Annotated in this window: 14 protein-coding genes and 2 pseudogenes; 3 read left to right on the plus strand and 13 right to left on the minus strand. The window is 61.6% G+C overall.

Annotation, left to right across the window (positions count from 1 at the left end; all coding sequences use genetic code 11):
• Positions 1-4: 4 nt before the first annotated feature.
• The gene (locus tag QRN10_RS00640) at positions 5-451 is read left to right on the plus strand and encodes a hypothetical protein (protein WP_285427688.1); all 447 of its coding nucleotides are present in this window, start codon (positions 5-7) and stop codon (positions 449-451) included.
• A gap of 103 nt (positions 452-554) precedes the next feature.
• On the opposite strand, the gene QRN10_RS00645 is transcribed toward QRN10_RS00640, so the two are convergent.
• Positions 555-1,478 (minus strand): LysR family transcriptional regulator, encoded by a 924-nt coding sequence (locus tag QRN10_RS00645; protein WP_285427689.1) that lies wholly within the window; start codon positions 1,476-1,478, stop codon positions 555-557.
• Between the two features lie 125 nt (positions 1,479-1,603).
• On the opposite strand from QRN10_RS00645, the gene QRN10_RS00650 reads away from it, so the two are divergent.
• Positions 1,604-2,872 carry an MFS transporter gene (locus QRN10_RS00650; protein WP_266245558.1) on the plus strand — a complete coding sequence of 423 codons (1,269 nt, stop codon included), beginning with the start codon at positions 1,604-1,606 and terminating at the stop codon, positions 2,870-2,872.
• Between the two features lie 32 nt (positions 2,873-2,904).
• Here the strand turns inward: QRN10_RS00650 and QRN10_RS00655 are convergent.
• The 11 genes and pseudogenes from QRN10_RS00655 to pilM all read right to left on the minus strand — a co-directional run.
• Positions 2,905-3,393 (minus strand): annotated as a pseudogene (locus QRN10_RS00655) (cytochrome b/b6 domain-containing protein); the annotation flags it as partial.
• A 194-nt stretch (positions 3,394-3,587) separates the two neighbouring features.
• Complete coding sequence (gene hemE, locus QRN10_RS00660) at positions 3,588-4,655, minus strand: uroporphyrinogen decarboxylase (protein ID WP_181080357.1); 1,068 nt, start codon at positions 4,653-4,655, stop codon at positions 3,588-3,590.
• A 129-nt stretch (positions 4,656-4,784) separates the two neighbouring features.
• On the minus strand, positions 4,785-6,203 hold the full coding sequence (locus QRN10_RS00665) for a glutamate synthase small subunit GltD family protein (RefSeq protein WP_181080356.1): 1,419 nt from the start codon (positions 6,201-6,203) through the stop codon (positions 4,785-4,787).
• A gap of 32 nt (positions 6,204-6,235) precedes the next feature.
• Positions 6,236-10,681, minus strand: coding sequence for a glutamate synthase large subunit (gene gltB / locus QRN10_RS00670; RefSeq protein WP_181080355.1), 4,446 nt, complete (start codon positions 10,679-10,681; stop codon positions 6,236-6,238).
• A 350-nt stretch (positions 10,682-11,031) separates the two neighbouring features.
• Positions 11,032-12,609, minus strand: a complete 1,578-nt coding sequence (locus QRN10_RS00675) for an SPOR domain-containing protein (protein WP_181080354.1) — start codon at positions 12,607-12,609, stop codon at positions 11,032-11,034.
• Between the two features lie 10 nt (positions 12,610-12,619).
• The gene (aroB, locus tag QRN10_RS00680) at positions 12,620-13,720 is read right to left on the minus strand and encodes a 3-dehydroquinate synthase (protein ID WP_253510064.1); all 1,101 of its coding nucleotides are present in this window, start codon (positions 13,718-13,720) and stop codon (positions 12,620-12,622) included.
• 125 nt (positions 13,721-13,845) lie between these two features.
• Positions 13,846-14,364 carry a shikimate kinase AroK gene (gene aroK / locus QRN10_RS00685; RefSeq protein WP_034105907.1) on the minus strand — a complete coding sequence of 173 codons (519 nt, stop codon included), beginning with the start codon at positions 14,362-14,364 and terminating at the stop codon, positions 13,846-13,848.
• 4 nt (positions 14,365-14,368) lie between these two features.
• Positions 14,369-15,625 (minus strand): annotated as a pseudogene (locus tag QRN10_RS00690) (type IV pilus secretin PilQ); the annotation flags it as partial.
• Between the two features lie 139 nt (positions 15,626-15,764).
• The gene (locus QRN10_RS00695) at positions 15,765-16,745 is read right to left on the minus strand and encodes a pilus assembly protein PilP (protein WP_285427690.1); all 981 of its coding nucleotides are present in this window, start codon (positions 16,743-16,745) and stop codon (positions 15,765-15,767) included.
• On the minus strand, positions 16,742-17,296 hold the full coding sequence (locus QRN10_RS00700) for a PilN domain-containing protein (RefSeq protein ID WP_253510060.1): 555 nt from the start codon (positions 17,294-17,296) through the stop codon (positions 16,742-16,744). Before QRN10_RS00700 ends, QRN10_RS00695 begins: the two co-directional genes overlap by 4 nt.
• Positions 17,293-17,946 (minus strand): type IV pilus biogenesis protein PilM, encoded by a 654-nt coding sequence (gene pilM, locus QRN10_RS00705; protein WP_181080350.1) that lies wholly within the window; start codon positions 17,944-17,946, stop codon positions 17,293-17,295. The genes QRN10_RS00700 and pilM overlap by 4 nt, the downstream gene beginning before the upstream one ends.
• A 216-nt stretch (positions 17,947-18,162) precedes the next feature.
• On the opposite strand from pilM, the gene QRN10_RS00710 reads away from it, so the two are divergent.
• The gene (locus QRN10_RS00710) at positions 18,163-20,628 is read left to right on the plus strand and encodes a penicillin-binding protein 1A (protein ID WP_409567517.1); all 2,466 of its coding nucleotides are present in this window, start codon (positions 18,163-18,165) and stop codon (positions 20,626-20,628) included.
• A gap of 144 nt (positions 20,629-20,772) precedes the next feature.
• Here the strand turns inward: QRN10_RS00710 and QRN10_RS00715 are convergent, their stop codons facing one another.
• The gene (locus tag QRN10_RS00715; protein ID WP_181080348.1) at positions 20,773-22,041 is read right to left on the minus strand and encodes a malic enzyme-like NAD(P)-binding protein; all 1,269 of its coding nucleotides are present in this window, start codon (positions 22,039-22,041) and stop codon (positions 20,773-20,775) included.
• Between the last annotated feature and the right edge of the window lie 97 nt (positions 22,042-22,138).

Below are 22,138 nucleotides of genomic sequence, written 5' to 3' on the forward strand. Positions count from 1 at the left end.
CGGAATGTCTTCCTTGCTACGCGCCACCTTCATCACTTTGGCTCTGCTGAGCGCCGCCGGCTGCACCAGCAAACCGGTGCTCAACCCTCACAGTGAGCTACCGGCCGGAACGCAGGTCAGCGAAGAAAAAATGAAGCAGGTGATCGTCAACGCCTTGCAGAAACGCGAATGGACCGTGCAGCGCCTGAGCCCGCAACTGGTGCAGGCCGAAATCACCGTACGCGGCCAGTACCACGCTGAAATCGACATCCGCTACACCCGCAGCAGCTATGCCATCACCTACCGCGACAGCCGCGACCTGGGCTACAAGGACGGCAAGATCCATCGCAATTACAACCGCTGGGTGAACAACCTGGATAACGACATCATGGCGGGGTTGCGCAGTAATGGTGTAAGTGGCGAGGCAGGGTCGGCGGCGCAGTTGTTTGAGCAGACGGGAACGTCGAAGTAAAACCAAAGCCAGGCACCACCTCTGTGGCGAGCGGGCTTGCCCCGCGTTGGGCTGCGAAGCGGCCCCAACAAGATCACCGCGTTTTTTCAGACAGATCACAGCGTCAGATTTGGGGCTGCTGCGCAGCCCAACGCGGGGCAAGCCCGCTCGCCACCAACAACTCCACAAACGCCTTCGCCATCGGCGTTTGTGCGCCTTTGCGCTGCACCAGCCAGACCGCCGTCACCGCCTCCTGATCCAGCAACGTGCGATAGACCACGCCATCGATGCGGATACGCTGATACGACGCCGGCAGTACCGACACGCCTAACCCCGCCGCCACCAACCCGATAATCGTCATCGCCTCCCCAGCTTCCTGGGCGAAGCGCGGGCTGAAGCCGGCGTCGCGGCACAGGTTGAGCAGCTGGGCGTACAAGCCACTGCCGTAACTGCGTGGGAAAAACACAAACGGCTCCTGCGCCAATTGCGCCAGGTGCAAGCCACGCTCGGAGCCTTGCGCCAGAGGGTGGCCGGCGCTCAGCACGGCCACCAGCGGTTCGCGCATCAGCTCGATCACAGCCAGCGAATCCGGCAAGGGCAACGGACGCATCAGCCCGACCTGAATCGACTCATCCACCAGCGACTCGGCCACCTCGGTGCTGCTCATTTCCTGCAGGTTGAGGTGAACCGCCGGGAATGCCTGACGGAAGGCAAAGATCGCCTGGGGAATGCTGGCATTGAACGGCGCCGATGACGTGAAGCCAATCTTCAATTCTCCCAGTTCGCCCAACTGTGCCCGCCGCGCCACGTCTGCGGCTTTATCGACCTGGGCCAGCACCAGGCGTGCCTCTTGCAGGAACAGGCGCCCCGCTTCACTCAATTCGACCCGACGATTGGTGCGCTCGAACAGCCGCGCCCCCACTTCGTTCTCCAACGCCTGGATCTGCTGGCTCAGGGGCGGTTGCGAGATGCCCAGTACCTGCGCCGCACGGCCAAAATGCAGCTCTTCGGCGACCGCGATGAAATACCGCAGATGACGTAATTCCATGCTTGCCTCATTAGGTCGTTAAAGCTATCAAACAGGTCGAACAATATATTGGAAAGAATCATTAGCCAGCTATATGCTTTTTTGCATTGCCTGCTCTGCCCGGCTTTTATCGTCCCGAGGTCTCTGTGAAACCTGCTGTCGCGCCACTCACTCAAGATGCCCCGCCCACCGCTCTGGATGAGGTGGTGGCGCAACTTAACGACGAGTACATCGAAAAAGGCACGCCGCTGTTCATGCGCACGGTGCTCGCGCTGTTCTCCGGCGGCTTCGCCACGTTTGCCCTGCTGTATTGCGTACAACCGATGATGCCGGCGCTGTCCCATGAGTTTTCCATCAACGCGGCGCAGAGCAGCCTGGTCCTCTCGGTTTCCACGGCGATGCTGGCGCTGGGGCTGCTGATCACCGGTCCGATTTCAGACACCCTGGGGCGTAAACCGGTGATGGTGGCCGCGTTGTTCTGTGCCGCGCTTGCCACCATCGCCAGCGGCCTGATGCCTTCCTGGGAAGGCATCCTGTTTATGCGTGCGCTGGTGGGGCTGGCGCTCAGTGGGCTGGCGGCCGTGGCCATGACGTACTTGAGCGAAGAGATCCACCCTCAACACATCGGTCTGGCCATGGGCCTGTATATCGGCGGCAACGCCATCGGCGGCATGAGCGGGCGCCTGATCATGGGAGTACTGATCGATTTCGTCAGTTGGCACACCGGGATGCTGATCATCGGCGCCCTGGCGCTGGTTGCCGCGACGGTGTTCTGGAAAATCCTTCCCGAATCGCGCAATTTCCGCCCTCGCAGCCTGAGGCCGCGCAGCCTGCTGGACGGGTTTGTCATGCACTTCAAGGATGCCGGGCTGCCGTGGCTGTTTCTGGAAGCGTTCCTGCTGATGGGTGCGTTCGTGACCTTGTTCAACTACATCGGTTATCGCCTGCTCGCCGCCCCTTACGATCTGAGCCAGGCGTGGGTGGGCCTGTTATCGCTGGTCTACCTCTCGGGCATCTACAGCTCGGCCAGGATCGGTTCGCTGGCCGACCGCCTCGGCCGCCGGCGCGTGCTGTGGGCCACCATCCTGGTGATGCTGGCGGGCATGGCCCTGACCCTGTTCACACCGTTGTGGCTGATCGTTCCGGGCATGCTGGTGTTCACTTTCGGGTTTTTCGGCGCCCACTCGGTGGCCAGCAGCTGGATCGGCCGCCGTGCGGTGAAAGCCAAAGGGCAAGCATCGTCGCTGTACCTGTTCTGCTACTACGCCGGGTCGAGTATTGCCGGCACGGCGGGCGGGTTCTTCTGGCACTTTGGCGGATGGCATGGCATTGGCGGTTTTATCGTCGCGCTGTTGATCGGCGCCTTGCTGGTGGCGTTGAAGCTGGCAAAGCTGCCACCGCTGGCCTCGGCCTGAGGAGCGGCCGCCGCGAACGACATCCGCGCCATCACCCGCTTGCCGCGACGTTCATGCAGGACCACCGCGCCGATGTGCAGCACCAGCATCAACAACAGCGCCACGCAGGACAGCACGTGTACGCGGGTATAGAGGGCGATACGCGCAGGGTCGGTTTCAAATGGCGCAATGAAGGCCAGGTTAAAGATATTGATCGGTCGATCCATCATCAGCACGCCCGTCGCCAGCACCACGGCCAGCACCAGGTACATGGCCTTATGCACCAGCAACGCCATGTATTCCTGCAACGTGCGCTTGATGGAAAAATCCAGGCCATGGCCGAAGGAGCAGTACACCCGCAAGGCAAAAACCGGAATATAGAGGGTGGTCAACGACACATTGAAGAACGCGACCCATGCCTTTACCGACGCCGGCACGCTGAAGACGGCCACGGCAAAACCGGACAACAAAGACCACATAATGATGACGGCCGAAACCCAATGCAGCAGTTTCTGGCCCGTTGAATACGCTGAAGTGTTCATCCTGATAGCACCTGACAATGAACGCCAATCGCTGGCGAGTGGAAACGTCGGGTAGGATTTTTACCGAGGCGAGTTACCAGAGGCTGTAGGAGAAATCCCAACCTCTGCAGACTATCAAGGCAGGACTTAACGAACGCTGAAGCGCAGCGAGCCGCCCTCTGCCAGGCAGGGGGCGGCTCGCTTGGGGCGGGATGTTACTGGTGATATTGCGCGGACAATTCGTGCACAGCTTGCAGGAACGCCCCGGCGTGGTCTGGATTCACTTCCGGGGTGATGCCATGGCCGAGGTTGAACACGTGTCCGGTGCCGTTGCCATAACTGGCCAGGATGCGCCCGACTTCGGCGCGAATCGCTTCCGGCTTGGCGTACAGCACGGTCGGGTCCATGTTGCCTTGCAGCGCGACTTGGCTGCCGACGCGACGGCGGGCCTCGCCGATATCGCAGGTCCAATCCAGGCCCAGGGCGTCCGCACCGGCATCGGCGATGCTTTCCAGCCACAGGCCCCCCCCCTTGGTGAACAGAATCACCGGCACCTGGCGGCCTTCGTGTTCACGGATCAGGCCGCTGACGATCTTGCGCATGTAGGCCAGGGAGAATTCCTGGTACGCCGCTGCCGACAGGTTGCCGCCCCAGGTATCGAAGATCTGTACGGCTTGCGCACCGGCCATGATCTGGCCGTTGAGGTACGCGGTCACCGACTGGGCCAGCTTGTCCAGCAGCAGGTGCATGGCTTGTGGGTTGTCGTAGAGCATGGCTTTGGTCTTGCGGAAGTCTTTCGACGAACCGCCTTCGACCATGTAGGTGGCCAGGGTCCACGGGCTGCCGGAGAAGCCGATCAGCGGCACGCGCCCGTTGAGCTCGCGGCGGATGGTGCTGACGGCGTCCATCACGTAGCCCAGGTCCTTGTGCGGATCGGGAATCGGCAGGGCCTCGATGTCGGCCAGGGTGCTGACGACTTTGCGGAAACGTGGACCTTCACCGGTCTCGAAGTACAGGCCCTGGCCCATGGCATCGGGGATGGTGAGGATATCGGAGAACAGAATGGCCGCATCCAGTTGTGGGTAGCGGTCCAGCGGCTGCATCGTGACTTCGCAGGCGAACGCAGGGTTCATGCACAAGCTCATGAAGTCGCCGGCGTGGGCGCGGCTGGCGCGGTATTCCGGCAGGTAGCGACCGGCTTGACGCATCATCCACACGGGAGTGACGTCTACAGGCTGCTTGAGCAGGGCACGCAGGAAACGGTCGTTCTTGAGGGCAGTCATGTCGGCATCCGCAAAAAAAGTGCGGGTATGGTCTCAAAAGACAGCGGCAAGCGGCAAGCTACAAGCGGCAAGTTGAAGCCATTGTGCTTTTAACTTGCCGCTTGCCGCTTGAAACTTGCCGCTACGTCATCAGACGCACAGGTAATCCAGGATCCCTTCAGCCGCATTACGGCCTTCGAAGATCGCGGTTACCACCAGGTCGGAACCGCGCACCATATCGCCACCGGCGAAGATTTTCGGGTTGCTGGTCTGGTGCTTGTACTGGCCCTGTTCCGGCGCGACGACGCGGCCCTGGCTGTCGGTCTGGATCTGGAACTGCTCGAACCACGGCGCCGGGCTTGGGCGGAAACCGAATGCGATGACCACGGCGTCGGCCGGGATGATCTCTTCGGAGCCCGGGATCGGCTCGGGGCTGCGACGGCCACGGGCATCCGGTGCGCCGAGACGGGTCTCGACCACCTTGACGCCTTCGACGCGATCTTCACCGACAATCGCGATCGGCTGGCGGTTGTAGAGGAATTTCACCCCCTCTTCCTTGGCGTTCTTCACCTCTTTGCGCGAACCCGGCATGTTGGCTTCGTCACGACGGTAGGCACAGGTTACCGACTTGGCACCCTGGCGAATCGACGTACGGTTGCAGTCCATCGCGGTGTCACCACCGCCCAGCACCACGACCTTCTTGCCTTTCATGTCGACAAAATCTTCCGGCGACTTTTCGAAACCCAGGTTGCGGTTGACGTTGGCGATCAGGAAGTCCAGAGCGTCGTACACGCCCGGCAGGTCCTCACCGGCAAAACCGCCCTTCATGTAGGTATAGGTGCCCATGCCCATGAACACGGCATCGTATTCTTCGAGCAGTTGCTCCATGGTCACGTCCTTGCCGATTTCGGTATTGAGGCGGAACTCGATACCCATGCCGGTGAAGACTTCGCGACGATGGCTCAGGACGGTTTTTTCCAGCTTGAACTCGGGGATACCGAAGGTCAGCAGGCCGCCGATTTCCGGGTTCTTGTCGAACACCACCGGGGTCACGCCGCCACGCACCAGCACGTCGGCACAACCCAGGCCCGCCGGGCCTGCGCCAATGATCGCCACGCGCTTGCCGGTCGGCTTGACCTTGGACATGTCCGGGCGCCAGCCCATGGCGAACGCCGTGTCGGTGATGTACTTCTCAACCGAACCGATGGTCACCGCACCGAAACCGTCGTTAAGGGTGCAGGCACCCTCGCACAGACGATCCTGTGGGCACACCCGGCCGCACACTTCCGGCAGGGTGTTGGTCTGGTGCGACAGCTCGGCGGCGGCGAGGATGTTGCCCTCGGCCACCAGTTTCAGCCAGTTGGGAATGAAGTTGTGCACCGGGCACTTCCATTCGCAATACGGGTTACCGCAGCCCAGGCAACGGTGTGCCTGTTCGGCCGAGTGCTGGGGTTTAAAGGGTTCGTAGATTTCCACGAACTCTTTCTTGCGTTGACGCAACAGTTTCTTCTTCGGATCTTTGCGCCCGACATCGATGAACTGGAAGTCGTTATTCAGACGTTCAGCCATGTTAAAACCTCATCAAACTCTTCAGGCGCATATCACTGCGGGTTGGCACGGATGCTGGAAAGCAACGATTTCAGGTTGGCAGCCTTGGGCTTGACCAGCCAGAAACGACGCAGGTAATCATCGAGATTCTCGGCGAGGTTGCGACCCCATTCGCTGCCGGTTTCCTCGACGTACTCGTCCAGCACGTGCTGCAAGTGGTTCCGGTAGGATTCCATGGCTTCGCCGCTGATCCGCTGGATCTCGACCAACTCGTGGTTGACCTTGTCGACGAAGGTGTTGTCCTGATCCAGCACGTAGGCGAAACCGCCGGTCATGCCCGAACCGAAGTTGTAACCGGTCTTGCCCAGTACCGCGACAAAACCACCGGTCATGTACTCGCAGCAGTGGTCGCCCGTGCCTTCAACCACGGTGTGGGCACCGGAGTTACGCACGGCAAAACGCTCACCGGCCGTACCGGCGGCGAACAGCTTGCCGCCCGTGGCGCCGTACAAGCAGGTGTTGCCGATAATGGCACTGTCCTGGGTCTTGTAGACGCTGCCTGTAGGCGGAACGATCACCAGCTTGCCGCCGGTCATGCCCTTGCCCACGTAGTCGTTGGCGTCGCCTTCGAGGTACATGTTCAGGCCACCGGCGTTCCATACGCCGAAGCTCTGGCCAGCGGTGCCCTTGAAGCGGAACGTGATCGGCGCCTTCGCCATGCCCTGGTTGCCGTGCTTGCGCGCAATTTCGCCGGAGATGCGTGCGCCGATGGAACGGTCGCAGTTGCAGATGTCCAGGGCGAATTCGCCACCGCTGGCGTCGTTGATCGAGGAGCTGGCCATCTCGACCATTTTCTCGGCCAGCAGGCCTTTGTCGAACGGTGGGTTGCGGTCTACCTGGCAGAATTGCGGCTTGTCTGCCGGGATGTGATCGCTGCCCAGCAGCGGCGTGAGGTCCAGGTGCTGTTGCTTGGCGGTCTGGCCTTCAAGGATGTCCAGCAGGTCGGTACGACCGATCAGCTCTTCCAGCGAGCGCACGCCCAGCTTGGCCAGCCACTCACGGGTTTCTTCGGCGACGTAGGTGAAGAAATTCACCACCATGTCGACGGTACCGATGTAGTGATCCTTGCGCAGCTTCTCGTTCTGAGTGGCGACGCCGGTGGCGCAGTTGTTCAGGTGGCAGATGCGCAGGTATTTGCAGCCCAGGGCGATCATCGGCGCGGTGCCGAAGCCGAAGCTCTCGGCGCCGAGGATTGCCGCCTTGATCACGTCAAGACCGGTTTTCAGGCCGCCGTCGGTTTGCACACGGACCTTGCCGCGCAGGTCGTTGCCGCGCAGGGTCTGGTGGGTCTCGGCCAGGCCGAGCTCCCACGGCGCGCCGGCGTATTTGATGGAGGTCAGCGGCGATGCGCCGGTGCCGCCGTCGTAACCGGAGATGGTGATCAGGTCGGCATAGGCCTTGGCCACACCGGCGGCGATGGTACCCACGCCGGCTTCCGCGACCAGTTTCACCGAGACCAGCGCCTGCGGGTTGACTTGTTTGAGGTCGAAAATCAGCTGCGACAAATCTTCGATCGAGTAGATGTCGTGGTGCGGCGGTGGCGAGATCAGGGTCACGCCCGGGACCGCATAACGCAGCTTGGCGATCAGACCGTTGACCTTGCCGCCCGGCAGTTGGCCGCCCTCACCGGGCTTGGCGCCCTGGGCTACCTTGATCTGCAGCACTTCGGCGTTGACCAGGTATTCCGGGGTGACGCCGAAACGACCAGTCGCGACCTGCTTGATTTTCGAACTCTTGATAGTGCCGTAGCGCGCCGGGTCTTCACCGCCTTCGCCGGAGTTGGAGCGCGCGCCCAGGCGGTTCATGGCTTCGGCCAGGGCTTCGTGGGCCTCGGGCGACAAGGCGCCCAGGGAAATACCCGCAGAGTCGAAACGCTTGAGGATCGATTCCAGCGGCTCGACTTCGCTGATGTCCATCGGCGTGTCCAAGGTCTTGACCTTGAGCAAGTCACGGATCATCGATACCGGGCGGTTATCCACCAGGCTCGTGTATTGCTTGAACTTGGCGTAGTCGCCCTGCTGCACGGCGGCTTGCAGGGTGCTGACCACGTCCGGGTTGTACGCGTGATACTCGCCACCGTGCACAAACTTGAGCAGGCCGCCTTGCTGGATCGGCTTGCGCGCGCTCCAGGCTTCGGCCGCCAGGGCTTTCTGCTCGGCTTCGATGTCGACGAACCGCGCGCCCTTGATACGGCTCGGCACGCCACGGAAGCTCAGCTCGCAGACTTCTTCCGACAGGCCGATGGCTTCGAACAACTGCGCCCCACGGTAGGAGGTGACGGTGGAGATGCCCATCTTCGACAGGATCTTCAGCAGGCCTTTGGTGATGCCCTTGCGGTAGTTCTTGAACACCTCGTAGAGGTCGCCCAGTACTTCACCGGTACGGATCAGGTCACCCAGCACTTCATAGGCGAGGAACGGGTACACCGCCGAGGCGCCGAAGCCGATCAGCACCGCAAAGTGATGCGGGTCGCGGGCGGTGGCGGTTTCCACGAGGATGTTGGAATCGCAGCGCAGGCCTTTTTCGGTCAGGCGGTGGTGCACGGCACCGGTAGCCAGCGAGGCATGGATCGGCAGCTTGCCCGGCGCAATATGACGGTCGGTCAGCACGATCTGGGTACGCCCGGCGCGCACGGCTTCTTCGGCCTGGTCGGCGACGTTGCGCACTGCGGCTTCAAGGCCGAGGCTCTCGTCATAGTTCAGGTCGATGATCTGACGGTCGAAGCCTGGGCGCTCCAGGTTCATCAACGAACGCCACTTGGCCGGGGAGATGACCGGCGAGCTGAGGATCACACGGGAGGCGTGCTCGGGCGACTCCTGGAAGATGTTGCGCTCGGCACCGAGGCACACTTCCAGGGACATCACGATAGCTTCGCGCAGCGGGTCGATCGGTGGGTTGGTCACCTGGGCGAATTGCTGGCGGAAGTAGTCGTACGGCGTGCGCACGCGCTGGGACAAGACGGCCATCGGCGTGTCGTCGCCCATGGAGCCGACCGCCTCGTAGCCTTGCTCGCCGAGCGGACGCAGCACCTGGTCGCGCTCTTCGAACGTGACCTGATACATCTTCATGTACTGCTTAAGCTGGTCGATGTCGTAGAAGGCCGAACCGTGGTCGTTGTCTTCCATGGTCGCCTGGATGCGCAGGGCGTTCTTGCGCAGCCATTGTTTGTACGGGTGACGCGACTTCAAGCGGTTGTCGATGGCGTCGGTGTCGAGGATCTGCCCGGTTTCGGTGTCCACGGCCAGGATCTGGCCAGGGCCGACGCGGCCTTTGGCGATCACGTCTTCAGGCTTGTAGTCCCATACGCCGATTTCCGACGCCAGGGTGATAAAGCCGTTGGTGGTGGTGACCCAACGCGCCGGGCGCAGACCGTTGCGGTCGAGCAGGCACACCGCGTAGCGGCCGTCGGTCATGACCACGCCGGCCGGGCCGTCCCACGGCTCCATGTGCATCGAGTTGTACTCGTAGAATGCACGCAGGTCCGGGTCCATGGTCTCGACGTTCTGCCACGCTGGCGGAATGATCATGCGCACGCCACGGAACAGGTCGATGCCGCCGGTGACCATCAGTTCGAGCATGTTGTCCATGCTGGAGGAGTCGGAGCCCACGCGGTTGACCAGCGGGCCGAGCTCTTCCAGGTCCATCAGGTCATTGGCGAATTTGGTGCGACGGGCCACGGCCCAGTTGCGGTTGCCGGTGATGGTGTTGATCTCGCCATTGTGGGCGAGGAAGCGAAACGGCTGGGCCAGCGGCCATTTCGGCAGGGTGTTGGTGGAGAAGCGCTGGTGGAACACGCAGATTGCAGTCTGCAGACGCTCATCGCTCAGGTCTGGATAGAAGGCGGTGAGGTCCGCCGGCATCATCAGGCCTTTATAAATGATGGTCTTGTGGGAAAAGCTGCAGATGTAGTGGTCGGTGTCGGCAGCGTTGGCCACGGACGAGCGACGACGGGAGGTGAACAGCTTGATCGCCATGTCCTGGTCGCTCAGGCCTTCACCGGCGATGAACACCTGTTCGATCTGCGGCAGGCGCTCATGGGCCAGACGGCCGAGCACGCTGGTGTCGATCGGCACTTTGCGCCAGCCGACAAGTTGCAGGCCGGCGGCGACGATCTCGCGGTTCATGTTCTCGCGAGCGGCTTCGGCTTTGACCGGGTCCTGGTTGAAAAACACCATGCCCACGGCGTACTGCTTGGGCAGGTCGACCGCGAAATGCTCCTTGGCGACAGCGCGCAGGAACTGGTCGGGCTTTTGAATCAGCAAGCCGCAACCGTCACCGGTCTTGCCGTCGGCGTTGATCCCACCGCGGTGGGTCATGCAGGTCAGGGCCTCGATGGCCGTTTGCAGAAGGGTATGACTGGGCTCGCCCTGCATATGGGCTATCAGGCCGAATCCGCAGTTATCCTTGAATTCATCGGGTTGGTACAGACCTGCTTTCATAGACACTTTCTCACCAGGCTGCCTCTTATACCGAGGCAAATTTCTTTTCAATTCAACCGGTTACCTTCCACGCCGAACGTTCGCCGGCTTAGCGGGGGCAAAAGGGAGGTCATTGTACACACCGACACAGACGCTCACAAATTTAGCGACGAAATGTCGCAAATCTATGTCGCATTTATGAAAGGTTTAAAGCGATATGCTGTGCTAGTCAAAACTTTTTTAATTCTGACCGCTACGACTCAAAAGCTACCGTGACGCAGACACCACAAAGCGCGCGGTCCCTGGAGACTGCACGCCATGCGATTTTTTTGAGGTGCCGGGAGGGCGGCCTGGGTAAGGCCGCCGGATCTTCAGCGAGTTGTTGCGAGTTCTTGTTGAACGCTGGCAACAGTGCGAGGCCAAGGTTTACCAGCCTGAACCTTCGCTGGCAAGGCCTTGATAGCGGAATCAGCGGCTGCACGGCTGGAGAAGTTGCCGTAGGTGATCACATAGAGAGGCTTGCCGTTGAGCACTTTCTTGAAATAACGGTACTCGCCGCCCTGCTCTTTCACGAACGCCTGGGCATTGGCTTCGGAGCTGGTGCCGAGGATCTGCACCACGAAGTTACCGCTCGGCTGGCTGGCGTACCAACTGCTGCCGGCGGCGCCTGCCTTGGCCACGGTGGTGGCGGGTTTTTCAGCGGGCTTGGCGGCCGGGGCCGGCTTGGCCGCAGGGGCTGGCGCAGGCGCTGCGACCACAGGCTTGGTGACCGGTGCAGGTTTGGCGGTTGCGACGGTCGGTGCCGGCGTTGGGGCAGGCGTCGGCTTGGCAGCGGGCTGGCCGGCCGGTACGCCCGCAGGCGGCGCGGTGGTGGTTACGGTCGGCGGCGTGGCGCTGGAGCCTTCCACCGGCACGCCGTCGTCGCCTTCGGAAATGCCACCGGCTTCTTCGGCGAGCGGGCCGCGCATCACAGGCTGACCGACCATCGGCAGGTTGGTCGGCTGACCGGAGTTGGCGAATTCGACATTCGGTGTGGGTTTGCCCAGTGGCAACTGCGCCTGTTCGGCAGGCGCGCCAGCAGGGGTGGGAGCCTTGTTGCGGCCTGGGATCAACCAGGCGGCGGCAACGGCAACCACGACCACTGCGGAAATGGCCAGTACGTGCTTCTTAGGCATAGTGAACCCCATCTTTGGACGCTTGACCGCTGAGCGGCTGGCAATCATGGCTTCGATCATCGCATCGCGGGCAACCTGGTTGATGGTGCCAGGCCAGCCGCCTGCGCTGTCGTGAATATCAGAGATCTGCGCAGCGGAGAAAAGTTCGATGCCCGCCCCTGCGCCTTCGAGGCGTTGAGCCAGGTATTCGCGGGTTTCTTCCTCTTCATACGGCTGCAGTTCGATGACGTGGAACAGTTCCTGATCGCCACTGATCTGCTCAAGGTCGGCGATCAGCGAAGACTCACCAAACAGGAACACATGGGGGCGACCTTCCGGCGTACCCGCAGCCAACGCCAGCAGGGCTTCCAGGGCCGATTCGTCGAGCTGCTCGGCATCGTCCACCAGCAGGTAGACCTCCTGGCCGGTCAAGCCCAACTGCACCACCTGCTTGAGGATCGCGCTCGGCTCGGCGGTGGCCACATCCAGCGCCTGGGCCACCTGGCTCAGCACACCCGCCGCATCAGCGGCGCCGCGGGCCGACACCACCACGCTCTGTACCGATTGCTTGTTGGTACTGGCAACCAGGGCCTGGCGCAGCAACGTCTTGCCGCTGCCCAAGGGGCCCGTGACGACCAGCAGCAACTGGCTGTAGCGCGCGAGATGGTGAAGCTGCCCCAGCACCGGCTTGCGCTGGGCCGGGAAGAATTTGAAACCCGGCACCCGTGGAGCAAAAGGGTCGTGGCTTAACTGGTAATGGCCGAGGAACGCCTCGTCGGCATGCAAACTAGTCATGGTGATCCTGTTAACCTTTAAGCTGGGCCAGGGCGCGGTAATCCGCTCCCAGCGTGGCCTGTAAAATCTCTCTCGGATAATCGTCGGTCACCACCGCTTCGCCCATGTGGCGCAGCAGCACCAGTCGCAGTCGACCGTCGATCACTTTCTTGTCTATTGCCATATGTTCGAGGAAATCCGCCTCGGTCATCTCCTGCGGCGGAACGACCGGCAGACCGGCCCGCTGAAACAGGCGAATACCGCGATCCCGCTCCTGGGCGCTGATCCATCCAAGCCGGTGCGACATGTCCATAGCCATCACCGTGCCAGCCGCCACGGCCTCGCCATGCAACCACACACCATAGCCCATGTGGGTTTCGATCGCATGCCCGAAGGTGTGACCCAGATTCAACGTGGCCCGCACGCCGGACTCACGCTCGTCGGCATTGACCACCAGGGCCTTGGCGGCGCAGGAGCGGGAAATCGCTTCGGTGAGCGCCACCTGATCGAGGCCGCGCAAGGCGTCCATGTGCTCTTCCAGCCAAGTCAGGAAAGGCTCATCGCAGATCAATCCATACTTGATGACTTCCGCCAGGCCCGCCGACAGCTCACGCGGCGGCAGCGTGTTAAGGGTAGCGGTGTCGATCAACACGGCATTGGGCTGATAGAACGCACCGACCATGTTCTTGCCCAGCGGATGGTTGATGCCGGTCTTACCGCCCACCGACGAATCGACCTGGGACAGCAGGGTGGTCGGCACCTGGATAAAGTCCACGCCGCGCTGGTAGCAGGCAGCGGCGAAACCAGCCATATCGCCGATAACGCCGCCTCCGAGGGCCACCACCGTGGTACGCCGGTCATGGCGCGCGGTCAGCAGGCCATCGAAAATCAGTTGCAGGGTTTGCCAGTTCTTGTGGGCTTCGCCGTCGGGCAGTATTACCGAAATCACCGAGTAGGCCGCAAGGCTGCGGCTCAGACGCTCAAGATACAGCGGCGCGACCGTTTCGTTGGAGATGATCGCCACTTGCCGCCCGGCAATGTGCGGTGCGAGCAACTCGGGCTGGTCCAACAGGCCCTCGCCAATGTGAATCGGGTAGCTGCGCTCGCCTAGATCGACCTTAAGTGTCTGCATGTGTCCCCGCGTGAGAGATGAATTGACGACCGGTAACGTCAGGATACGACGCTGCCTGATGGCTCTACGCCACAACCCGCAGGGCGATGGCGCGACGCCGAGAATAGCGCATTTCGCCCCTGGCTTTAACGGGGAGGCAGCCGTTGCAGGCGCTCAAGAATGTCGAGCACCACCATACGTGGCGGCCGCTCATCGGTTTCCACCACCAGATCGGCAATTTCCCGATACAGCGGATCGCGCAGCGTCAGTAGATCGCGCAGGGTTTTCGCCGGATCGGCGGTGCGCAGCAATGGGCGATTGCGATCGCGCGCAGTCCGACCGACCTGCTGCTCGACCGATGCATGCAGGTAAACCACCCGACCACCGGCATGCAGCGCACGGCGGTTTTCATCGCGCATCACTGCGCCACCGCCGGTGGCCAATACCACGCCATCGCAGCCGCATAATTCAGCAATCATTGCCTGCTCGCGGTCGCGAAAGCCCAGTTCGCCTTCTTTATCGAAGATCCACGGGATATTGGCACCCGTGCGCAATTCAATTTCCTTATCGGAGTCTTTGAACGGCAGGCGCAGCTCTTTGGCCAGCAAACGGCCGATGGTGCTTTTTCCAGCCCCCATCGGTCCCACAAGAATCAAATTTCGCACAGAATCAACGACTCACAGCAATCGCCTGGTTATTCATAATACGCGGAGTCAGGAATACCAGCAGCTCGGATTTTTTCTCCGCCAGCACATCGCGCCGGAAAAGGCGGCCAAGATACGGCACATCGCCCAAAAATGGCACTTTATCTACCACTTTGCTTTGGGTATTGGAGAAAACTCCGCCGATCACAATGGTCTCGCCATCCTTGACCAGCACCTTGGCGTTGACCTCGTTTTTCTTGATCGGTGGTACGTCGTTGAGCCTGTTGAGGTAGTCCGGCTCATCCTTGGTGACTTTCACTTCCATGATCACCCGGTCATCAGGGGTGATCTGAGGGGTCACTTCCAACGACAGCGAGGCCTCCTTGAACGACACCGACGTGGCGCCACTGGAGCTGGACTCCTGGTACGGAATCTCGGTGCCCTTAAGGATGCGCGCGGTCTCCTTGTCGGAGGTCACGACCTTGGGCTGGGAAACGATCTCGCCGTTGCCGGTCTTTTCCATGGCCGTCAGTTCCAGGTCCAGCAGCACGTTGTCGGTGATGTAAGCCACACCCAGGCCGGACGCGCCGGCTATTGCGCCGAGGTCGACAAACGGTGAGCCAGGCGGATTTTCCGGCGGTTCTACGCCATCGGGCAGGGGCTTTGGAATGCCACCGGCCTGCCAGTCGCCGCGATTGAGCCGTCCGCCCCAGCGTGCTCCCAGGCTTTTGTCGTAATCGACGTTGGCCTCCACGATCCGCGCTTCGATCATGACCTGCCGCACGGGGATATCCAACTGCGCCACGATGCGCCGCAGCTCGTCGAGCCGCTCGCCGGTCTGGTAGGCGATGATGTTGTTGGTGCGCTCATCCACCGCCACCGAACCGCGTTCGTCGGTGGCCCCTTCAAGGCCGGTCACCGACTGGAACAGCCTGGCCAGATCGGCTGCCTTGGCATAATTGACCTGCAACAGCTCCCGCCGCAGCGGTGTGAGGTTGGCTATCTGCCTGCGCGACTCCAGCGTCAGCAGTTCGCGGGCTGCCAATTCCTCGGCGGGCGCTACCAGCAATACGCCGGCGTGAATGCGCTTATCCAACCCCTTGGTCTGTAACACCAGCTCCAGCGCCTGATCCCAGGGCACATCTTTGAGGCGCAGTGTGATCGAACCCTGGACGTCATCGCTGGCGACCAGGTTAAGGCCGGCCACATCGGCAATCTGCTGCAATACCGCGCGCAGCTCTATGTTCTGGAAGTTGAGCGTGAGCTTGTCGCCGCTGTAGGCACCCGCCATGGCCCCACCCGGCGGCGGCAGTTGAATAAGATCTATACGGTTGGGCACAGCGGCAGCCATCGGTGCTGTGAACGCTATCCATAGCGCCACACCGAAGGACGAGAAAGTCCTTTTCATTTGTTCGATTCCGTTATGAGTTGACGTTCAACACGAGGGTTCTGGGGCGCTCCAGCCACGCACCCTGTTTATCGGGAAACAGCTCGACCACTTCAATATGGCTGTCATGAATAGCCGTAACGCGCCCGTGGTCCGGCCCGAGATAATCGCCCAGCGCCAGGCGATACACATCGGTCGCCACGCGCAACAGCGCAAAGGTCTGCGCGCCTCGCGCGAGCGTGCCGACCATCTGGAAGCGTTCCAGCGCCTGGCGCTCCAGAGGGCCTCTGGGCCGCTCCAGATCCGGCGCAGGCGCACGCCGCCCAGGCCTATGCTCAACCTGCAAGGTCGACGGCTGGAACGGATCGCGCAAACCGGCCCCTTGATAGACAAAGGACGGGCCTTGTGGCAGTGGTCGCTCACGCACCGGAGCCCCAACGGCGGCCTGATCACGCCGGTACGTCTTGACCAGCAGATCGAGGCGCAATAATCGGCCCTCACGCTGCACGTCCATCTCATGCACCGTGGTAAGTCGCGAAAGCCCTTCAACGGCGCTCATAAACATGGCCAGATCGTGATAGGCACCCGTGACGCCGATCTGCACCGGTTGCGCGGTATACAGCGGCGCCGGCTGTTCTTCCTGCGGAGCCACCCTTTCGACTAACACGCCATTGGCCAGCGCCAACCGCGCGATATCCTCCAGCAGGCCGGGCATTTCGGACCCGCCGGGCAACAGCCGTAACAGTGCATCGGCCTCGGCCTGCATCACCTGGAGCTGCCGCGCACGCACGTCACGGCTGGCCGCTACGGCGCTCTGCTGCGCGAGTTGCTGGCGAAGAATCCCCTCCTGCGCCTGTGCCTGATGCAACCGAGCCCGTGCAGGACTCAAGAGCATCCATTCACCCACAGCCAGCACTGCACCGGCCAGGACGCAGCCGAGCAAGAGCTTGCCAGGCAAGGGCCATTTTGCAGCGTGGTAAGAGAGTGCGCCGAGTTCGAGCCTGGGCAGGCTCATGGCTGGGCCTCGGAGGATTCTCCCTGGCGCACCATCAATTGAAATTCGTTATCACCGCTCGCACCTTCGGTGCGCACGTGCTGCAGGCGCGCTGTGTGGACGCCTTGCGACACCTCCAGCCGGCGCATCAGTTGGGCGATGTCCTGGCTGGATTCGGCACTGCCGCGAATACTCACCGTATCGCCTTTGGCCACTACTTCATGCAGATGCACCCCATCCGGCACCGCACGCGCCAGTTGGTCCAGTAACTGGGCGCCGGAAGAGCGACCATTGTGCAAGTCCTGCACGATCTTCATACGCTCGGCCAATTGCTGGCTTTGCGCCTCCAGGTCGTCAAGGGTCTTGATGCTGGAATCCTGAAGAGCGAGATCTTTGTCCAGGTGATTATTACGCGTCACCTGCCGATCTATGGCCTGGTCAATGACCTGGTCCGCCAGCCACACAACCACCAACGCCACGCAGACGAACACCAGCATCAACACCATAAAGTAGCGGCGTCGCCGCTCGGCCCGAGCCTGGCGCCAGGGCAAAAGATTGATACGTGTCTTCAAGCGAAACTCCTCAGGGCCAGTCCGCAGGCGATTCCCATTCCTTGGGCGTCCATGGCCCATTGTGCACCATCGACTCGATGGCCCGACGTGAAGCTGGCGAAATCCTGACTGCTCGCGCGCGCCATTGCAAACGCTTCAACATCGACCACCGCCGGCACCAGCCCAGCCATGGCTAGAACGGCCTCCCGGGCCTCCACATGTTCCTTCAGGCACGCCGCCAGCAATACCTCGACCCGTGTCGGGTCAGCAACCGAGCGCCCCTGGACTTGAAAGTCGAAGGCCATGTCATCCAACGGGTATGGAATGTACTGCTCTGCCTCCCTCTCGACCACCCCCGCCATCTCTTCCTCCGCGAGCCCGGCCTCCAGCTCGATCAATCGCGTGATGACCGAAGGGCCCGACACCGCCACTGCAGCGCGCCTGGACGTTGCCTGAACCCTGGGCAGCGCCGCGCGCAGGGCCTGCCCGATGCCTTCGAAGTCCAAAAAAGCACCATCTACCACCGCCCGGGCGGGCAACCCGTGGATGGCATACCCTGCGACGCTGTAACCAGCGGGATCGAGCCGCAACTCGACGAGCCTGATGGCCGTGTCGCTGATATCGATGCCCAGCAAGGTGTCGACTTTTCGCCTGAATAATCCTTTTCTCATAAAACTCCCCAAAACTTTCCCTGTCATACCGCCTGGTTGCCTGACACCGTGCATTCGGTCGCCTTGTTGCAGAGGCGCGAATGACGCCCCAGGCCGAAAATGCTTTAATGCCCAGCGTTTTTTCCCGCTTTTATCTGCAGCTCGGGTTGATCCATCGTTCGCCATGCATGCCCCGACGCCTAACCCATTCTTTTCTCTGGAAATCCAAAAGCCTTGATTCGTCTGCTGAAGTTTTTCGGGTACTCCATTGTCGCCATCGTCTGCGGGCTCCTGCTCGTGCTCAGCGGGGCGTATCTCTACCTTAGTCCGGGTTTACCGTCGGTAGAGGCCCTCAGAAGTATCCAGTTGCAGATTCCTCTGCGGGTCTACAGCAGCGATGAAAAACTGATCGCGGAGTTCGGCGAAATGCGCCGCACACCGATCCGTTTTGCCGACATTCCGCCCAATTTCATCAGCGCCCTGCTGTCGGCCGAGGACGATAATTTTGCCAACCACTATGGCGTCGACCCCAGCAGCCTGGTGCGCGCCGCGACACAGTTGGTAAAAAGCGGACATATTCAATCCGGCGGCAGCACCATCACCATGCAGGTGGCGAAGAACTTCTTCCTCACCAGCGAGCGCAGTTTTTCACGCAAGGCCACCGAGATCCTCCTGGCCCTGCAGATCGAGCGCCAGCTGACCAAGGACGAGATCCTCGAGCTGTACGTCAACAAGATCTACCTGGGCAACCGCGCCTACGGCATCGAAGCCGCGTCCCAGGTGTACTACGGCAAGTCCATCCGCGACGCCAGCCTGGCGCAGATGGCCATGATCGCCGGTCTGCCCAAGGCTCCGTCGCGCTTCAACCCCCTGGCCAACCCGGCACGCAGCAAAGAGCGTCGCGACTGGATCCTGGGACGCATGTACAAGCTGGGCAAGATTTCCCAGAGTGCTTACGAAAGCGCCGTGGCCGAGCCGCTGAATGCCAGCTATCACGTGCCGACGCCGGAAGTGAATGCACCGTATATCGCCGAAATGGCCCGCGCCGAGATGGTCGGTCGCTACGGCAGCGACGCCTACACCGAAGGCTTTCGCGTGACCACTACCGTTCCGAGCGATTTGCAGGAAATTGCCAACGATTCGGTGCATTCCGGGTTGGTTGCCTACGACCAGCGTCACGGCTACCGCGGTCCAGAATCACGCCTGCCAGGCAAGACCCTGAGCGCCTGGACCGCAGAGTTGGGTAAACAGCGCCCGATCAGCGGCCTGGAGCCGGCCATTGTCACCCAGGTCAAGAAAGACGGCCTGCAAGTGCTCACCCGTACCGGCGAAGCCCATGTGGCCTGGGACAGCATGAAATGGGCGCGCCCTTTCCTGAATACCAACAGCATGGGCGCCATGCCCAAGCAGCCATCGGACGTCGCGCAGGTGGGCGACCTGATCCGTGTGCAACGCCAGAAGGACGACAGCCTGAAATTCAGCCAGGTGCCATTGGCCCAGGGCGCGCTGGTATCGCTGGACCCGCAGAACGGTGCGATTCGTGCCCTGGTCGGCGGCTTCGCGTTCGAACAGAGCAACTACAACCGCGCCACCCAGGCCAAGCGCCAACCGGGTTCGAGTTTCAAACCGTTCATCTACAGCGCCGCGCTGGATAACGGCTACACGGCTGCCAGCCTGGTCAACGATGCGCCGATCGTGTTTGTAGACGAGTATCTGGACAAGGTCTGGCGCCCGAAGAACGACACCAACACCTTCCTCGGTCCGATCCGTATCCGTGAAGCGCTGTACAAGTCGCGCAACCTTGTGTCGATCCGCCTGCTGCAGGCCATGGGCGTCGGCAAGACCATCGACTACATCACGCGCTTTGGCTTCAACAAGTCAGACCTGCCGCCGAACCTGTCGCTGGCGCTCGGCACCGCCACCCTCACGCCGATGGAAATCGCCACCGGCTGGAGCACCTTTGCCAACGGCGGCTACAAGATCACGCCGTACCTGATCGACAAGATCGAAAGCCGCAACGGCGACACCCTCTTCACCGCCAACCCGCCACGCGTTCCGGGCGATGTGGTCAACGGTGTGGCGGCCACTGACGGCCTGGCCGCGCCGAGCCACGGCGGCATCACCATCGAGCCAACACCCGGCACGACTCCGGCAGCCGCCAACCCCAGCGCCCCCAGCGAACCGCAGGCACCGGCTGTGGCCGAGCGCGTGGTGGATGGCCGTACCACCTACATCCTCAACAGCATCCTGGAAGATGTGATCAAGAAGGGCACCGGCCGCCGCGCCCTGGCCCTGGGCCGCGCGGATATCGCGGGCAAGACCGGTACCACCAACGAATCCAAGGACGCCTGGTTCTCCGGCTACAACGGCGACTACGTCACCACGGTGTGGACCGGCTATGACCAACCGGAAAGCCTCGGTCGCCGTGAGTTCGGCGGCACCGTCGCGCTGCCGATCTGGATGAGCTACATGGGCGCAGCCTTGAAGGACAAGCCGCTGCACACCCAGCCGGAACCGGAAGGCATCCTCAGCCTGAGGATCGACCCGGTGAGTGGCCGTGCGGCCTCGCCAAGCACGCCGAATGCGTACTTCGAACTGTTCAAGAGCGAAGACACGCCGCCGTCGGTCAACGAACTGGGCAATGGCGTCGTGCCGGGCAGCCCGCTGCCGGCGGATGAAGGCGCGCCGATCGATCTCTTTTAGAGAGCGGCAAGCTGTCAGCTACAAGCGGCAAGTTAAGAGCTGCGATGTGCCGTTCTTGAACTTGTCGCTTGCAGCTTGAAACTTCCCCATAAAAAAACCCGGCGTTCTTAGCCGGTTTTTTTTATGGGTCTACGGGTCTACGGCTTAGCCGTTGAACACATCATCCACGCTCTGCAGCGGGTAGTTCTTCGGATACGGCAGGGTCGCCACACCGGTCTCGATCGCAGCCTTGGCCACGGCGTCGGAGATCAGGGTGATCAGGCGCTTGTCCATTGGTTTCGGGATGATGTACTCACGTCCGAATTCCAGCTTGGCGCCACCGTAGGCGTCGCACACGTCCTGAGGCACCGGCAGCTTGGCCAGCTCACGCAGGGCGTTGGCGGCCGCTACTTTCATTTCTTCGTTGATGCGCTTGGCGCGAACGTCCAGGGCACCACGGAAGATGAACGGGAAGCCCAATACGTTGTTGACCTGGTTCGGGTAGTCCGAACGGCCGGTGGCCATGATCACGTCGCTGCGGGTGGCGTGAGCCAGTTCCGGCGCGATTTCAGGGTCCGGGTTGGAGCAGGCGAACACGATCGGGTTGGCCGCCATGGACTTGAGGCCTTCGGCGCTCAGCAGGTTCGGGCCGGACAGGCCGACGAATACGTCAGCGCCGTTCAGCGCGTCAGCCAGGGTGCGCTTGGAGGACGGGTGGGCAAACATCGCCTTGTACTGGTTCAGGTCGGTACGCTCGGACTGGATAACGCCCTTGCTGTCGACCATGTAGATGTTTTCCAGCTTGGCGCCCATGCTGACGATCAACTTCATGCAGGAGATGGCCGCCGCACCGGCACCCAGGCAGACGATCTTGGCGTCAGCCAGGGTTTTGCCGGCGATTTCCAGGGCATTGATCATGCCGGCCGCGGTCACGATCGCGGTGCCGTGCTGGTCATCGTGGAATACCGGAATGTCGCACTGTTCGATCAGGGCCTTTTCGATCTCGAAGCACTCAGGCGCCTTGATGTCTTCCAGGTTGATGCCACCGAAAGTGATGGAAATGCGCTTGACCGTGTCGATGAAGGCCTGCGGGCTTTCGGAATCGACTTCGATGTCGAACACGTCGATGCCGGCAAAGCGCTTGAACAGCACGCCTTTACCTTCCATGACCGGCTTGGATGCCAATGGGCCGAGGTTGCCCAGGCCGAGAATCGCGGTGCCATCGGAAATTACTGCAACCAGGTTGCCTTTGCCGGTGTACTTGTACGCCAGCTCGGGGTCGCGAGCGATTTCACGTACGGGCTCGGCCACGCCAGGGCTGTAAGCCAGCGACAGGTCGCGGGCGGTGGCGGTGGCTTTGGTGAGCTCTACACTCAGCTTTCCTGGACGAGGATGGGCATGATATTCGAGAGCGGCAGTTTTCAAATCAGACATATCGGCATTCCGCTTTTACTGTTGGTCGACGGACCGCCGAGGATACGCGTGTCGCAAAGTCCCTACAAGACTGGGCAGTCACCGGTGTCAAGGCCCC

The sequence above is a fragment of the Pseudomonas sp. lyk4-R2A-8 genome (genome assembly GCF_030209095.1).
GTDB classification, from domain to species: domain Bacteria; phylum Pseudomonadota; class Gammaproteobacteria; order Pseudomonadales; family Pseudomonadaceae; genus Aquipseudomonas; species Aquipseudomonas quebecensis.